This is a genomic window from Acidovorax temperans (assembly GCF_006716905.1).
In the GTDB taxonomy this organism is placed as follows: Bacteria; Pseudomonadota; Gammaproteobacteria; order Burkholderiales; family Burkholderiaceae_C; genus Acidovorax; species Acidovorax temperans.
Genome location: NZ_VFPV01000003.1, coordinates 141,315 through 155,287, shown reverse-complemented (window position 1 = coordinate 155,287; position 13,973 = coordinate 141,315). Strand labels below are relative to the sequence as shown.

At 60.6% G+C, this 13,973-nt stretch carries 13 protein-coding genes and 2 tRNA genes; 9 read left to right on the top strand and 6 right to left on the bottom strand.

Translation table 11 applies throughout. From position 1 onward, the window contains the following. Positions 1 to 8: 8 nt before the first annotated feature. The 8 genes from fdx to BDD18_RS15550 all read left to right on the top strand — a co-directional run bounded on the left by fdx (position 9) and on the right by BDD18_RS15550 (position 4,606). Entirely contained in the window at positions 9 to 347 is a 339-nt protein-coding gene (gene fdx, locus BDD18_RS15585) for an ISC system 2Fe-2S type ferredoxin (RefSeq protein ID WP_066691884.1), read from the top strand. Next, the gene (gene dnaQ, locus BDD18_RS15580) at positions 347 to 1,063 is read left to right on the top strand and encodes a DNA polymerase III subunit epsilon (RefSeq protein WP_066691882.1); all 717 of its coding nucleotides are present in this window, start codon (positions 347 to 349) and stop codon (positions 1,061 to 1,063) included. Before fdx ends, dnaQ begins: the two co-directional genes overlap by 1 nt. Positions 1,064 to 1,094: 31 nt before the next feature. Then, positions 1,095 to 1,169, top strand: a tRNA-Val gene (locus tag BDD18_RS15575). 47 nt (positions 1,170 to 1,216) lie between these two features. After that, positions 1,217 to 1,291, top strand: a tRNA-Val gene (locus BDD18_RS15570). A gap of 199 nt (positions 1,292 to 1,490) precedes the next feature. Then, complete coding sequence (locus BDD18_RS15565; protein ID WP_142084289.1) at positions 1,491 to 2,531, top strand: histone deacetylase family protein; 1,041 nt, start codon at positions 1,491 to 1,493, stop codon at positions 2,529 to 2,531. A 45-nt stretch (positions 2,532 to 2,576) separates the two neighbouring features. Next, positions 2,577 to 3,683, top strand: coding sequence for an NAD(P)/FAD-dependent oxidoreductase (locus BDD18_RS15560; RefSeq protein ID WP_142084288.1), 1,107 nt, complete (start codon positions 2,577 to 2,579; stop codon positions 3,681 to 3,683). Positions 3,684 to 3,869: 186 nt separating this feature from the next. Next, entirely contained in the window at positions 3,870 to 4,172 is a 303-nt protein-coding gene (locus BDD18_RS15555) for a DUF883 domain-containing protein (RefSeq protein ID WP_067512465.1), read from the top strand. Between the two features lie 38 nt (positions 4,173 to 4,210). Continuing rightward, the gene (locus tag BDD18_RS15550; protein ID WP_066693003.1) at positions 4,211 to 4,606 is read left to right on the top strand and encodes a phage holin family protein; all 396 of its coding nucleotides are present in this window, start codon (positions 4,211 to 4,213) and stop codon (positions 4,604 to 4,606) included. Between the two features lie 427 nt (positions 4,607 to 5,033). On the opposite strand, the gene BDD18_RS15540 is transcribed toward BDD18_RS15550, so the two are convergent. Beyond that, positions 5,034 to 6,125, bottom strand: coding sequence for a quinone-dependent dihydroorotate dehydrogenase (locus BDD18_RS15540; protein WP_142084286.1), 1,092 nt, complete (start codon positions 6,123 to 6,125; stop codon positions 5,034 to 5,036). 37 nt (positions 6,126 to 6,162) lie between these two features. Here BDD18_RS15540 and rpiA point away from each other — a divergent pair, with 37 nt between their 5' ends. Beyond that, on the top strand, positions 6,163 to 6,852 hold the full coding sequence (gene rpiA, locus BDD18_RS15535; RefSeq protein WP_067512460.1) for a ribose-5-phosphate isomerase RpiA: 690 nt from the start codon (positions 6,163 to 6,165) through the stop codon (positions 6,850 to 6,852). Positions 6,853 to 6,927: 75 nt separating this feature from the next. On the opposite strand, the gene BDD18_RS15530 is transcribed toward rpiA, so the two are convergent. The 5 genes from BDD18_RS15530 to BDD18_RS15510 all read right to left on the bottom strand — a co-directional run bounded on the left by BDD18_RS15530 (position 6,928) and on the right by BDD18_RS15510 (position 13,954). Beyond that, positions 6,928 to 7,587 (bottom strand): DUF4124 domain-containing protein, encoded by a 660-nt coding sequence (locus tag BDD18_RS15530; RefSeq protein ID WP_142084284.1) that lies wholly within the window; start codon positions 7,585 to 7,587, stop codon positions 6,928 to 6,930. A gap of 42 nt (positions 7,588 to 7,629) precedes the next feature. Continuing rightward, a complete protein-coding gene (locus tag BDD18_RS15525; protein ID WP_142084282.1) occupies positions 7,630 to 9,663 on the bottom strand; it encodes a M3 family metallopeptidase in 2,034 nt (677 codons plus the stop codon). A gap of 69 nt (positions 9,664 to 9,732) precedes the next feature. Further along, entirely contained in the window at positions 9,733 to 10,584 is an 852-nt protein-coding gene (gene folD / locus BDD18_RS15520) for a bifunctional methylenetetrahydrofolate dehydrogenase/methenyltetrahydrofolate cyclohydrolase FolD (RefSeq protein WP_044396751.1), read from the bottom strand. 185 nt (positions 10,585 to 10,769) lie between these two features. Then, on the bottom strand, positions 10,770 to 11,396 hold the full coding sequence (locus BDD18_RS15515; RefSeq protein WP_044396750.1) for a response regulator transcription factor: 627 nt from the start codon (positions 11,394 to 11,396) through the stop codon (positions 10,770 to 10,772). After that, the gene (locus BDD18_RS15510; RefSeq protein ID WP_142084280.1) at positions 11,393 to 13,954 is read right to left on the bottom strand and encodes a PAS domain S-box protein; all 2,562 of its coding nucleotides are present in this window, start codon (positions 13,952 to 13,954) and stop codon (positions 11,393 to 11,395) included. The genes BDD18_RS15515 and BDD18_RS15510 overlap by 4 nt, the downstream gene beginning before the upstream one ends. Between the last annotated feature and the right edge of the window lie 19 nt (positions 13,955 to 13,973).

Here is a 13,973-nt window from a genome sequence, read left to right as displayed (position 1 = left end):
CAGACGCCATGCCCGTCATCAAAATTCTTCCCCATCCAGAATACTGCCCCGCAGGCACCGAAATCACGGCCCCCGCAGGTACATCCATTTGCGAGGCTTTGCTGGACAACCAGATCAACATTGAGCACGCCTGCGATATGAGTTGCGCCTGCACCACCTGCCATGTGATCGTGCGCGAGGGGCTGGCTTCTTTGAACGCAGCGGAAGAAGAGGAAGAAGACCTGCTGGATCGCGCGTGGGGTCTGGAGCCGCAGTCGCGCCTGTCGTGCCAGGCCATCCTGGCCCAGAAAGACCTGGTCATCGAGATTCCCAAGTACACGATCAACCACGCCAAGGAAAACCACTGATGTCCCGCCAGATTGTTCTGGACACGGAAACCACCGGCCTTTCGGCCGAGGGTGGTGACCGCATCATCGAATTGGGGTGCGTGGAGCTGCTCAACCGCAAGCTCACGGGCAACAACCTGCACCTGTACTTCAACCCAGGGCGCGACAGCCATGAAGATGCGCTCAAGGTTCACGGCATCAGCAACGAGTTCCTGAAGGACAAGCCGAAGTTCGCCGATGTGGCCCCCCAAATCTTGGACTATTTGCAGGGCGCCGAGATCATCATCCACAACGCGGCGTTCGACGTGGGCTTCCTCAACAAGGAACTGGAGTTGACCGGGCGGGCGCCCTTCAGCACCTATGTGGCCAGCATCACGGACACCCTGGCCATGGCCAAGGAGATGTATCCGGGCAAGCGCAACTCCCTGGATGCACTGTGTGACCGCCTTGGCGTCGACAACTCGGGCCGCACGCTGCACGGAGCCTTGCTGGACGCAGAACTGTTGGCCGACGTCTACATCAACCTGACCCGCGGCCAGGATGCGTTGCTCATCGTGGACGACGCGCAGGAAGGCGCGGAGGGCGGAGCCTCGGCACAAGTCGACCTGAGCCGTTTCACGCTGCAGGTCATCACGGCCAATGAGCAGGAATTGGCCGCGCATGAAGACGTCATGACGCAGATCGATAAATCCAGCGGTGGCAAAACAATTTGGCGAAAATTGTCGGCGACCGTTTAATTTGTGCCATAATCTAAGGCTTGACGCAAACGGGTGATTAGCTCAGCGGTAGAGCACTGCCTTCACACGGCAGGGGTCACATGTTCGATCCATGTATCACCCACCATTTGCAGTTTTGATTGATGTGTTGCCCAAATCTTGGGGCAGCGCAACGGGTGATTAGCTCAGCGGTAGAGCACTGCCTTCACACGGCAGGGGTCACATGTTCGATCCATGTATCACCCACCAAATTCAAAAGCGCCTTGCAGCATTGCAAGGCGCTTTTTTCTTTGTGTCTTCACAGAGACACGTTGGCGTGCTCGGGACAGGGGCAGGTTGCAGGCACAATGATCAAGCGCCTGTCTCAACAAATGTTCGCTTTCGTTTTGCACCAGATGCACGCCTGCTCAGAAGGGCTACTGGGTGCCAATCGCGGCGGAGCCACCACATGATCAGCTTTCATAACCCACTACATCACCTGCACGCTCCGGCACACGAGTTTTTTCGTGGCAATCGCGTGGACTGCTTTGAGAAACCCGCGCGCGCCGATTACGTGGAGCAGGCACTGCGCCAGGCGGGCTACAAGCTGCTGGCCCCCGACACAGATGCCACAGGAGCGCTAAAAAAGGTACATAGTCAGCGCTACCTCGACTTTTTGGCATCCGCCTGGGTGCAGTGGGTGGCGCTGGACCCGGTCAACGCCACCACGCAACCATTCCCATCGGTCTGGCCCGTGCGCACATTGCGCAGTGATGTGGAACCCACCAACTTCATTGCCAAGCTGGGCCTCTACTCGATGGACAACGGAACGCCCTTGGCCCAAGGTACCTGGGAAGCAGCCAAAGCGGGCGCAGATGCCGCAGCCAGTGCCGCCATGCGCATAGCCGCAGGCGCGCCCGCAGCATTTTGCTGCACCCGACCACCGGGCCACCATGCCGGCCCTGATTTCATGGGCGGCTACTGCTTTCTGAACAACGCAGCGGTGGCCGTCCAGACTTTGTTAGACCAAGGAGCCAAACGGGTGGTTGTGCTCGACGTGGACTACCACCACGGTAACGGCACGCAGAGCATCTTCTACCAGCGCGCAGATGTGCTTTTCATCAGCATCCATGGCGACCCGCTGACCGAATACCCTTTTTATCTGGGGCATGCGGACGAACAGGGCGAGGGCGCCGGGTTGGGTTTCAACCTGAACCTGCCGCTGCCCGCAGGCAGCTCCGTCGCGAAGTGGTTTGCGGCCCTAGATGCGGCCTGCATTCGCATTTCTCAATATGCTCCCGATGCCTTGGTGGTGTCGTTGGGGCTGGACACCTATGTGGGTGATCCCATCTCGCAATTTGCGCTGACCACGGAAGACTTCTCAACCCTGGGCCGCAGATTGGCAGGCCTGGGCCTGCCGACAGCCCTGGTGCTGGAAGGCGGGTATGCAGCCACCGAGCTGGGTGCCAACGCCCTCCAGGTTATTCACGGCTTTGAAGCGGGTCGGTGAGACCGCAGCCACAAACAGCAGAACCCACAGAAAAGGTGAGGAACGATGGATCAAGTGGAATGTGTGGTGGTCGGGGCGGGTGTAGTGGGTTTGGCTATCGCGCGAAAACTTGCTTTGCAAGGGCTCGAAGTGATGGTGCTGGAAGCTGCAGATGCCATCGGCACAGGTACCAGTTCCCGCAACAGCGAAGTCATCCATGCGGGCCTTTATTACCCCACCGGCTCGCTCAAGGCGCGCTTGTGCGTTGCAGGCCGTCAGCAGCTTTATGCCTATGCCCAGGAGCGTGGCGTGGAGCACCGGCGGTGCGGCAAGTTGCTGGTGGCTACTTCAGATGAGCAGCGCGAAGGCCTCCGAAGCATTTACGACCGTGCGCTCAGCAATGGTGTCACGGACTTGCAATGGCTGGATCGAGCCCAGGCGCAGGTCATGGAACCCGCGCTGGAATGCGTCGCTGCCTTGTTTTCGCCCAGCACCGGCATCATCGACAGCCACGGGCTGATGTTGTCGCTGCAGGGGGACCTGGAGAACGCGGGGGGGCTTGTTGCATTGAATTCGGCCTTGGCGCACGCCGGTATTGCGCAAGGCGCTATTGATTTAGTAGCGATTGATGGTACCCGTTTGAGAACCCGCTTGCTCATCAATGCGGCGGGGCTGCACGCCCCTCAACTTGCGCGGCAATTTGCCGGCTTGGATCCGGTTCATGTGCCCGAGCCACGGTTTGCCAAAGGCAACTACTTCACCCTCTCTGGCAAGGCCCCCTTCAGCCATTTGGTTTACCCTGTGCCCGAGGCGGCGGGCTTGGGCGTGCATCTGACGCTGGACTTGGGCGGGCAGGCCAAATTTGGGCCAGATGTGCAGTGGGTGGACTCCGCAGATGACCTGGTAGTCGATCCTCGCCGGGGCGATGCGTTTTACGCCGAAGTGCGCAAATATTGGCCTGCGCTGCCCGACGGTGCATTGGTCCCCGGCTATGCGGGCATCAGGCCCAAAATTCATGGCCCCGGAGAGCCTGCGCCTGATTTCTGTATCCAGGGCCCTCAAGACCATGGCATCGCGGGCCTGGTGAACCTCTTCGGCATCGAATCCCCTGGCTTGACCAGTTCACTGGCAATTGCTGACCATGTTGCAGAGTTACTCGGCCAGGGTGGGTGATCAACTCCCTGCAAAGTTTGTAACCCTACGCGACGATGTCCTACAGGCTGGCAGGGTGTAGCGGCGCTAAGATGCTTTCACACGGACACTTCCAATGGTTACCTCATTGATGTCAGCATCCAATGCGGACACCGTTGGTGCTTTGCAGGTTTAGGTCTCAACTTGTCTTTTTAAAAAGGAAATGCCATGAACACATCTGAACACTTCACCACTCAAGGCGAACTGGAGAAACTGGTGTCTGACTTGCGCGGCTTGCTGGCCAACAAAGACCTGGACGTCGTTCCCGAGATCAAGCTGCTGCGTCAACGCCTGGACGACGGCATCCACTCCGCCCGTGAATCCGCCATTCGTGCAGCGCAAGACGCCGCTCGCCAAGCCAAGGACGCAGCGATTGCTGCCGACCGCTACGCCCATGACGAACCTTGGCGCGTGGCCGGTGCCGCCTTGGCCGTTGGCGCCCTCGTGGGCTTTTTGCTGGCCCGCCGTTAAAGCGCGGTGGCTTCCACTCCTCCGATCTACAGCATGCTATGAATTGGCTGGCTTTGTTAGGGCTGGATGTGATCGTCGCCCGTTGGCGTGTGGCGGCGATCGAAGGCGCCATCGCGGTGGAAGACCGCATGGAGCTGGCCAAGCTGGAGTGGCAAGACCAGAAACGCTACATCCGGCGCGTATTGGCGCTGGCCATGGCGGTGGCTGGATTGACCGTGGTGAGCATGGTGATGGTCTCCATGGCCGTGCTCGTCCAGTTTTGGGACACCCCGTACCGCAGCGTTGCGGGCTGGGTGGTGGCCGGGGTTTGGTTGGCCGCTTGGCTTGGCCTGCTCGTCGCGCTACTGCGCAGCGTACAGCGGGCGGAAGACGGATTTCCTTTAACGCGCCGCGAGCTTGCGCAGGACTGGCGTGACATCAAGGATATGCTATGAGTGACCCAACCCCTTCTATGCATCCAGAGGAGCCTCAGGGGCCTGCCACGCCTGCACAGCAAAAGATTCTCCATCGGATCGCTGCGCAGCGGGAACGGATTCAGGCCCGCCGCAAGGCCTATGCGCAAGCCAACAGCGCTGCGGAGGCCGGTGCTGCTGGAATTGGCGACGATTCACTCGTACTGCGCTGTGTGGCATTTGCCAAGCAGCATCCAGCGGCAGTGGTCGCTTTGGCAGGCGCTGCAATGGCACTTGGCCCCAGCCGCCTCGTGCGCTGGGCCAGCGTCGCGCTGCCTTGGATATTGCGCTTTCGCCGCTGATCACGCCAGAACAGGGCGCCCGCTGCAAGTGAGGCCAGGCCAGTGTTGCGGCCAGCAATTCGCATGCAGCCGGGTCTTTCCACAGACCCACCACTGCACTGCTAACTTCAGCGTTTAATCCGTGAAGCCTTGATGGCCTTGGCGGCCTGCTCTACCAGTGCAGGGCCTTCATAAATCAGCCCGGTGTAGATCTGCACCACGTCGGCACCCGCCTCGATTTTGCTAGCGGCATCTTTGGCACTCATGATGCCGCCGACACCCACAATCGGAAAGTCACGGCCCAGCGCTGCTCTGAGCTGACGAATCACACGGTTGCTGGCCTCCAGCACCGGCGCTCCGCTGAGACCACCCGTTTCTGTGGAGTGGGGCATGCCCTGCACGGCATCGCGCGCGATGGTGGTGTTGGTGGCGATCACTCCGTCCATGCCATGGCGTTGCAGGGTGCTGGCAATCACCCCGACCTGTACCTCGTCCAGATCGGGAGCAATCTTCACAAAAATAGGGACCCTGCGTTTGGTGTGTCCAGCGCTACCTGCGTGTGGCAACTCCTGGTTCGCCAGCCACTCACGCCGCTCGGCAATGGCTCCCAACAAAGCATCCAGTGCTTCGTCGCTTTGCAGAGCCCGCAGGTTTTGCGTGTTGGGCGAGCTGATATTGACGGTCACGTAATCGGCATGCGGGTATACGCCATCCAGGCACGCAAGATAGTCGCTGGTGGCATTTTCGATGGGCGTGCTGGCGTTTTTGCCAATGTTCAGCCCCAGCAACATGGGTGTTGCGCGATGCTGCTTGCGGAACTGAGCCCGCTGCACGTTGTGGATGAATGCATCAAGGCCCTCATTGTTGAACCCCAGGCGGTTGATCAGTGCACGGGCCTCGGGCAGTCTGAACATGCGCGGCTTGGGGTTGCCTGGCTGGGGCTTGGGGGTGACGGTACCCACCTCGACAAAGCCAAAGCCCATGGCGCCCAAGGCGTCGATGCACCTGGCATTTTTATCCAGCCCGGCAGCCATTCCCACCCGATTCGGAAAACGCAAACCGGCCAGTTCCACAGGGTCGTCCACACGCGTTTGGCACCAGGCCCACTGCAACGGGGTTCGTTGCCCCTTGGCCAGCATGTCCATGGTCAGGTCATGCGCGGCCTCCGGGTCCATGCCAAACAGAAAGGAGCGGGTGAGGGAGTAGGGGATGAGGGACATGGAACGATAATTGAAGAATTACCTTCGATTTTCCCCCATGACGACACCTTCATCACTCACCCAAGACGAACTCAAGACCCTGGTAGGCCAAGCCGCGCTGCAATACGTGGTGCCCGGCGACATCGTGGGCGTGGGCACGGGCTCCACCGTCAACAAGTTCATTGATGCTTTAGCCAGTATCAAGTCGACCATCAAGGGGGCTGTATCCAGCTCTGTGGCCAGCACAGAGCGTCTTCAGGCTCTGGGTATTCCGGTGTTTGATGCGAACGAAGTGCAGTCGTTGGCGGTGTATATCGATGGTGCAGACGAAATCGACGGCAACGGCAACATGATCAAGGGCGGTGGTGCCGCCTTGACCCGTGAAAAGATCGTGGCTGCCCTGGCGCAGCGGTTTGTTTGTATCGCAGACGAATCCAAGCGCGTGGAAGTACTGGGCAAGTTTCCGTTGCCAGTGGAAGTCATCCCCATGGCCACACAGCACATTGCCCGCCGCTTTGAAGCCCTGGGCGGAGTGGCCAAGGTGCGGCTGAAAGATGGCAAGCCCCTCGTGACCGACAACGGCCAGCACATCCTGGATGTCACGGGCCTCTCCATTCAAAACCCGCTGGAATTTGAATCGCAAGTGAACCAGTGGCCTGGCGTGGTGACTGTGGGCGTTTTTGCCCACCAGAAGGCGGCCGTGTGCTTGCTGGGCACCGCCCAAGGGGTGCAAACCTTGATTTATTGATCTGCGCCGATCAACAGTCAGCTGCAAAAAAGGGGTGCCAGAAGGCACCCCTTTTTGTTTACAACCTGAGTGTTATCAGAACTTGATTCCCGCAGGGTTGTTCGGGTTGGGGGCATTCGGATCGGGTGCGGCCACAGGGGGGCGGGCCAATCGACGCACAGTTTCGGTCGCAGCAGGAGCCGTATCAGCCGCTGCCGCAGCAGGCGCTGGCTTGGGTGGTGTCAGCGGAGTTGCTGCAGGACGGCGGTAGTTGCTGGGCAACTGCGAAGTCTTTGGGTAACCCGCTGCGTCAAGGTAGGAGTTCCATTCCGAATCCGAATAGCCCGACAGTTGCTGCCCGCCAATGGTGGCGAAAGGCAAGCTCGAATCGCTGCCCAGCTTCGTCAGGGCTTGCAGGTCTTCCGACGTGTTGATCGTGCGTTCAGAGAAGGGCACACCCCGGGCTTCCAGCATGCGCCGTGCCGTATCGCAGGGTGCGCAGTTCTGGCCGGTGTACAGAGTGACCGGAAAACGCGCTGCCACTTTGCCCAGTTCAAAGGGCAGACCCGCGCCCGCAGCAGAGGAGCCACTGGGAGTGCCTGCTGTCGTTTGCGCCGGTTTGGCGGCCGTATCGGGGGCCCGGTCAGAGAACGTCACCTTCCCGTCAGGGCCAACGATGCGGTAGACGGTTTGCGCATGGGCTCCCATCGACAGCAATGCAAGCATCAGGGACAAAGACAAAACTTTGGGCAGCATATGGTTTCTCCTCAAGAAGGGCTGTATCCCAGGAATGGGGGCTTATTGGCTCATTCCTTGGTGGCGCAGCAGCGCGTCCAGCTGCGGCTCACGGCCACGGAATTCTTTGAATGACTCCATGGCTGGGCGGCTACCGCCGGCTTCCAGAATTGCCTTGCGATAGCGGCGACCTGTTTCAATGCTCGGCTGGCCGTCAGCCCCCACCGTTTCTTCAAAGGCTGCGTAGGCATCGGCACTCAAGACCTCGGCCCACTTGTAGCTGTAATAGCCCGCCGCGTAGCCGCCCGCAAAAATATGGCTGAAGGTGTGGGGTGTGCGGCTGAAGGCCGGGGGCTGCAAGACGGCCACTTCATCGCGCACCTTGGCCAGCAAAGGCATCACGTCATTGGCTGGGTCGTGCTCGGTGTGCAGAAGCATGTCAAACAGGGCAAATTCAATCTGGCGCAGTGTCTGCATGCCTGCCTGGAAATTCTTGGCGGCAATCATCTTGTCAAACAACGCGCGGGGCAACGACTCTCCGGTCTCGACGTGAGCCGTCATGTGCTTGAGCACATCCCACTCCCAGCAGAAGTTCTCCATGAACTGGCTGGGCAGCTCCACTGCATCCCATTCCACACCGCCAATGCCCGACACGTCGCGCTCGTTCACCTGCGTGAGCATGTGGTGCAGGCCGTGGCCAAACTCATGGAACAGGGTGATGACGTCGTCGTGCGTCAGCAGCGCAGGTTTGCCATCCACGCCATCGGCAAAGTTGCAGACCAGATGGGCTACGGGGGTTTGCAGCTTGCCGGTATCCGGGCGCAACCAGCGGGTGCGCACGTCATCCATCCAGGCGCCGCCGCGCTTGCCGGTACGGGCGGGCTGGTCCAGGTAGAACTGGCCTACCAGTTCACCGTTACGTTCAATGCGGTAAAACTCCACCGAGGGATGCCACACGGGTGCACTGTCACGGCGAATCGCGACCTCAAACAGCGTTTCGATGATCTTGAACAGCCCCGCCAGCACTTTGGGGGCTGTGAAGTACTGCTTGACCTCTTGCTCGCTGAAGGCGTAGCGTGCCTCCTTGAGCTTTTCAGCAATGTAGGGCCAGTCCCAGGCTTCAGGCGCCGCAAGACCCAGCTCCGCGCGGGCAAATTCGCGCATGTCAGCCACGTCTTTTTCAGCGTAAGGGCGAGCACGGTGGGCCAAGTCACGCAAGAAGTGAATGACTTCGGCGGGCGACTTCGCCATCTTCGGCACCACAGACACCTCGCCAAAATTGGCGTAGCCCAGCAGCTGCGCTTCTTCCTTGCGCAGTGCCAGGATTTCGTTGATCAGCGCGGTGTTGTCAAACTTGCGGGCATCGCCCTCGGCTTGTTCGGAAGCGCGTGTCACGAAAGCGCGGTACAGCTTTTCACGCAGATCCGCACGTTGGGCGAATTGCATGACCGGCAGGTAGCAAGGCATCTTCAGCGTGAGCTTGTAGCCATCTTTACCCTCGGCCTTGGCAGCGGCCAGCGCTGCCTGCTGCACATCGGCCGGTACGCCTTCCAGTTCTTCGGCAGTGGCGTAGTAGGCAAAGGCATCCGTCGCATCCAGGGCGTTTTCGCTGAACTTCTGGCTCAACTCTGCCTGGCGCTCCTGGATTTGCGCGAAGCGCTCTTTGGCGGGGCCAGTCAGTTCAGCGCCGCTCAACACAAAATTGCGAATGGCGTTGTGGTGAGCACGCTGCTGCTCGGCGTTGAGCGTGGCGGGGTCAATGGCCTTGTACTTGGCGTACAGGCGCTCATCCGCACCCAGGCGTGTCCAAAACTCGGTGACCTGTGGCAGTGCCGCGTTGTAGGCCGCACGCAGCTCCGGCGTATCGGCCACGCTGTTGAGGTGGCTCACGCTGCCCCAGGCAATGCCCAATTGCTCGGTGGCAACATCCAGCACCTTGGCAATGGCGTTCCATTCGGCCGGAAAGTCCGGCGCGGTCACGGTTTCAAGCGCTGCGTTCGCTTTTTCCAGCAGCGCATCGACGGCGGGGCCGACGTCGGCAGGCTGGATGCGATCAAACGCGGGCAGGGCGGAGAAGTCGAGAAGGGCGTTGCTCATGCGGATGTAGATAGCGGCGCAGCGCGCAGGTTCAAGTTGCAATACAGCCGAAAAGGCTTTCTGCCCGAATTAACCGGCAGCGCGCTCTGCGGCTTCCATGGTGTTGACCAGCAGCATGGTGATGGTCATGGGGCCCACACCACCGGGCACAGGGGTGATGTGGCCGGCCACGGCCTTCACGCCTTCAAAGTCCACATCACCGCAGAGCTTGCCTTCGTCGTTGCGGTTCATGCCCACGTCCAGCACCACGGCGCCGGGCTTGACCATGTCGGCAGTCAGCACGTTGCGCTTGCCCACGGCGGCGACGATCACATCAGCCTGCAGGGTCTGGGCCTTGAGGTCAGCCGTGCGCGAGTGGCAAATGGTGACGGTGGCGTCTTTTTGCAGCAGCATCAAGGCCATGGGCTTGCCCACGATATTGCTGCGGCCAATCACCACCGCGTGCTTGCCCTTGAGGTCGTAGCCAATGCTCTCCAGCATCTTCATACAGCCGTAAGGCGTGCAGGGCCAGAAGCCAGGCATGCCGGTCATCAGTGCGCCTGCGCTGGCAATGTGGAACCCGTCCACGTCCTTGGCGGGGGAGATGGCTTCGATCACCTTTTGTGCATCAATGTGGGCAGGCAACGGCAATTGCACCAGGATGCCGTGGATGCTGGGGTCGTTGTTCAACGCCTCTACACGCGCCAGCAGCTCTGCCTCGGTCATGCTGGCATCGTGCTTTTCCAGCACAGAGTACAAACCACTGTCTTCACAGGCCTTGACCTTGTTGCGCACGTACACCTGGCTGGCCGGGTTGTCGCCGACCAGGATCACCGCCAAGCCGGGAGTCACCCCCCGGGCTTTGAGGGCAGCGGCACGTTCGGCCACTTGGGTGCGCAGTTGGCGGGAGAGGGCGTTGCCGTCGATGAGTTGAGCAGTCATTCTGTTTTACAAATAAAAACAGGCTCTTCTAGCGAATAGTAGTGATGGAAATCGCCGCACGTCTGTAAACGACGATTTCGACGTACGACATTTATCGAGTGCATCACTAGCATTCGCTAGAAGAGCCTAAAAACAGCTGCCAGCGCAGATTGGATAAGCGCAGGCAGCTATGAAAATAGGAGCAATCAGGCCTTGGGCGCGTTCTGGCCCAGAGCAATTTTCAGCAGATCGGCCACGGTGTTGGCATTGAGCTTTTCCATGATGTTGGCACGGTGCGCCTCCACGGTCTTGATGCTGATGCCCAGGTCGTCGGCGATCTGCTTGTTCAGGCGGCCTGCAACGATGCGTTCGAGCACCTGCGCTTCGCGGCTGGTGAGCTTGGAGAGCAGGGCATCGCGGCTGGCGGCTTGCTGAAAGCCGGCAAAAGCTTCGCGGGCATGGTCCAGCATGCGCTCAACCAAGCCCAGCAGTTCTTCTTCGTCGAAAGGCTTCTGGATGAAATCCAGCGCGCCTTTTTTCATGGTGTTCACCGCCATGGGCACATCGCCGTGGCCGGTGATGAAAACGATGGGCAGTGGCGACTTGCGCTCGATCAACCGGTCTTGCAATTCAAGGCCCGTCATGCCGCCCATGCGGATGTCCACAATCAGGCAGGCCACTTCGCGCGGGTCATAGCGCGAGAGGAAGGTCTCAGCCGAATCAAAGCAGCGTACGCGGTAATCCTTGCCCTCCAGCAGCCATTGCAGCGAATCGCGCACGGCCTCGTCATCATCTACAACGTAAACAGTGCCTTTTTTCGGAATCAAGCTCATGCAATTGTCCTCGGAGTTTGCTCGTTTGCTACAGAGTTTGTAGTGTCATCGGCAGGCTTTGCCAGCGGAAGCCAGAAGGAGAACCGGCAGCCAACGACCTCTGTTCCATTGTAGATGTTCTGCGCCTGCATCCTTCCCTGGTGGGACTCGACGATGCTGCGGCACAAATTCAGGCCCATGCCCATGCCTTCCTGCTTGGTGGAGAAGAAGGCTTCAAACAGCCGCTCCAGCACTTCAGGGGCCAGGCCTTTGCCCGTGTCCTGCACCGAAAATTCGACAACCTCGCCTTCGTCCGTGTGCTTGGGAACCACGCGCAACTCCACACTGCGGCCCGAAGGAGGGCGCTGCGCATGCTGGATGGACTCGGCGCCGTTCTTCATCAGGTTGACCAAGACCTGCTCAATCAGGATGGTGTCGGCCATCACGGGGGGCAGGCGGGCTGCAATGTAGTGGGTGAGGCGCACGTTGTGACGGCGCAGTTCAATGTCTGCCAGCTCCACGGCTTCAGACACCATGCTGTGCACGTCGGCCAACGTGCGGTTGGGTTCGCTCTTTTTCACAAAGGCGCGGATGCGCTGGATGATTTGGCCCGCACGCTGCGCCTGGTGGGCGGTTTTTTGCAGTGCCGACAACAACGCTTCTTCCGTGATCTGCCCACTTTGGATGCGCGAGACCATGCCCGAACAGTAATTGTTGATGGCGGTGAGCGGTTGGTTGAGTTCATGCGCCACGCTGGAGGCCATTTCACCCATGGTGATGAGGCGGCTGACCGATTGGGCGCGCTCCGCCTGGCGCTCGGCTTGCTCTTCAGCCAGGCGACGGGGGGTGATATCAGTGGCAATGACCATCTGAGCCAGGCGGCCGTCCACCCAGTTCAGGTAGCGTGAGCGAACCTCCAGCCATTTGCCCAGGTCGGGCAGGTAAATCTCGGCGTTTTCAGACCGCGCGCTGGTCAACGGGTCGGTGGGCAGCCCCATCAGGCCATCTTCGTCATCCACCCCGCTGTTGCTGGCGACCGGCAGCACACCGGCCTGGGCCACCAGTTGCAAGTGCCCCGCCGTCTGGGATCCGAACCATTGGCGATAGAGCTTGTTGGCAAACAGCAGTTCTTCGCTGCCCAGCGGCGCCACCGACACCGAGGCGTCCAGCGACTCCAGCACGATGGTGAAACGCTCATGCGCAGCCGTGAGTTGCTGGCGCACGCGGTTGGGCTCGGTGATGTCGGTCATCGACGTCATCCACCCGGTTTGCTGGCCGTGGGCGTCAATCAGGGGCGAGACATACAAGCGGGCATCGAACAGCGTGCCGTTTTTGCGCTGCACGCGCACCTGGAATCCGCCGGACCCGCTGCGGCCGCTCAGCTCGTCGCGCAGCTTGGCATGCAGGGATTCATGGTCTTCCTTGGGCCAGTAGGGGTAGGGGGGCTTCAGGCCCACCAGTTCGGCTTCGCTCCAGCCAGTCATCTGGCACAGCGCCGCGTTCACGTAGGTGATGCGTCCTTCCATGTCCAGCGCGCGCATCCCGGTCAGGATGGAGTTTTCCATGGCGCGACGGAAGTTGGTCTCAGCCACCAGGGCTTGCTGCGCCTGCATGCGCCTGCGGGTGTGGCGCCAGGTGGCAATCAGCATCCAGGCCGTCATGGCGCTCAAAGTGCCCACCAGCCAGAACAAGCCGCTACCCACCACGCCCAGCGAGGTGCGGTAAGCCTGCGCACGCAGCACCAACCCATTGCCGACGGGAGACACCGGCACTTCGTATTCGTTGGCCTTGGGCGTCCAGGGCAGTAACTGGGTGGCAGGGTTGCGCGGAGGCAGGGGGGTACCTGCCAGCACCTGGCCACGGGCATCCATCAACGTAACGGCATAGCGCGCCAGCACTTCGGTAGGAGTGCCATAGCGCAGCAGGCTGTCGATGGAGTACTCGCCCAGCACGACGCCTGCGAACTTACCCTGGTTGTTCAAAGGCACCTGCAATTGCAGCAAGGGCGACGCATCCCCCTTCGCGGCAGCTGGCTGGGCGTAAACCGGTTGCTGCAGGTCACGGGCCAGGCCGTAGGTGTCTGCGGTCTCTCCAGGCTTGAGCAGCTCGCCCGCCACCCGCAACTGCTGGCTCGACAGCGTGGGCGCCGCATGGCTGGCGCGAATCTTTCGGCGCTCATCAATCCAGGTGATGGCCTGCAGCTCGGGGTATTGGCTGATGAGGGCCTCGGCCCTGTTCACAAATTCAGCCCGCTCCAGCTCCTGGTTGGAGATGTCGCGGGCAATGCGCATCAGTTGTTCCTGGCGTTCCAGCAGGCGCAGGCGAACCCGCTGCTGCGCATATTCCACGTCACGGCGAAGGGCTTCTTGCTCGCGCTCGGCCTCCTCCGCGCGCAGATACCAGAACGCGGCCACGATGGCGGCCAGAAACATCATCACCGCAGCCAGGGGTGCCAGGGCGGCAAACCGGTCCTGGCGCGTGGGCGATAGGCTGCGCCACCACTTGCGCCACCAGCGTGCGGGCGCGGCAATGGCCGATGGCTCGGGGGCTGTTGTGGTCTCTGGGCTTGTCGTTTCCATGGCTGAAGTGTAGGGGACG

Excerpts from the sequence above, each read along its gene's own strand:
- fdx (WP_066691884.1), top strand. The coding sequence starts at position 9 with ATGCCCGTCATCAAAATTCTTCCCCATCCAGAATACTGCCCCGCAGGC.
- dnaQ (WP_066691882.1), top strand. The coding sequence starts at position 347 with ATGTCCCGCCAGATTGTTCTGGACACGGAAACCACCGGCCTTTCGGCC.
- BDD18_RS15565 (WP_142084289.1), top strand. The coding sequence starts at position 1,491 with ATGATCAGCTTTCATAACCCACTACATCACCTGCACGCTCCGGCACAC.
- BDD18_RS15560 (WP_142084288.1), top strand. The coding sequence starts at position 2,577 with ATGGATCAAGTGGAATGTGTGGTGGTCGGGGCGGGTGTAGTGGGTTTG.
- BDD18_RS15555 (WP_067512465.1), top strand. The coding sequence starts at position 3,870 with ATGAACACATCTGAACACTTCACCACTCAAGGCGAACTGGAGAAACTG.
- BDD18_RS15550 (WP_066693003.1), top strand. The coding sequence starts at position 4,211 with ATGAATTGGCTGGCTTTGTTAGGGCTGGATGTGATCGTCGCCCGTTGG.
- BDD18_RS15540 (WP_142084286.1), bottom strand. The coding sequence starts at position 6,125 with ATGTCCCTCATCCCCTACTCCCTCACCCGCTCCTTTCTGTTTGGCATG.
- rpiA (WP_067512460.1), top strand. The coding sequence starts at position 6,163 with ATGACGACACCTTCATCACTCACCCAAGACGAACTCAAGACCCTGGTA.
- BDD18_RS15530 (WP_142084284.1), bottom strand. The coding sequence starts at position 7,587 with ATGCTGCCCAAAGTTTTGTCTTTGTCCCTGATGCTTGCATTGCTGTCG.
- BDD18_RS15525 (WP_142084282.1), bottom strand. The coding sequence starts at position 9,663 with ATGAGCAACGCCCTTCTCGACTTCTCCGCCCTGCCCGCGTTTGATCGC.
- folD (WP_044396751.1), bottom strand. The coding sequence starts at position 10,584 with ATGACTGCTCAACTCATCGACGGCAACGCCCTCTCCCGCCAACTGCGC.
- BDD18_RS15515 (WP_044396750.1), bottom strand. The coding sequence starts at position 11,396 with ATGAGCTTGATTCCGAAAAAAGGCACTGTTTACGTTGTAGATGATGAC.
- BDD18_RS15510 (WP_142084280.1), bottom strand. The coding sequence starts at position 13,954 with ATGGAAACGACAAGCCCAGAGACCACAACAGCCCCCGAGCCATCGGCC.